Genomic DNA, 515 nt, shown 5'->3' with positions numbered 1-515 from the left:
GCCTAACACCTGAGTTAAGCCGCGCCGCGAAGCGGCGTCGGCTTGGACGAATTGTTAGGCGCGCTGCGGTGCGAGCCGGCTAACAGCAAGACGGCAGCCGGAAGAGCGGCGAGCTGCAGAGCGTATTGCGCCACGACCAAAGCGCCGTGCGAAAAGACCGGGAGCCCCATTGTGAGTGCAGCAACTGCCGCAAACGCCGCTACAGCCAGGAGAGTGTTGGTTCGGGTCTGCTCCCTACCAAGGCGCATCAATAGCCAGGCGCCCGGGACGCAGAGCCCGACGCTCACCAGGAAGTCGGCAGCAGTTATGGCAGCAGAAAAACCAGCGCCGCGAAGGCCGGAGCCGAGCACGAGACTGGGTAGCGGGCTGTACGCCGCGATATACGCCCAGCACCACGCGAAAAAGGCGGCGAGCGCGGCGCCAACGAAGAGCGAAGAAATTCCTGAACTGATGCGCGACATGCGAGGTCCTCTCTTAAGCGCCTAACACCTGAGTTAAGCCGCGCCGCGAAGCGG

At 63.7% G+C, this 515-nt stretch carries 1 protein-coding gene; it reads right to left on the bottom strand.

What is annotated here, in order from left to right; translation table 11 throughout:
- Positions 1 to 14: 14 nt before the first annotated feature.
- A complete protein-coding gene (locus tag ACFFGH_RS34465; RefSeq protein ID WP_386677496.1) occupies positions 15 to 461 on the bottom strand; it encodes a hypothetical protein in 447 nt (148 codons plus the stop codon).
- Positions 462 to 515: the final 54 nt, after the last annotated feature.

Source organism: Lysobacter korlensis (genome assembly GCF_042434515.1).
The sequence above is the reverse complement of the archived record's forward strand: the minus strand, read 5'-3'. Positions and strand labels throughout refer to the sequence as shown.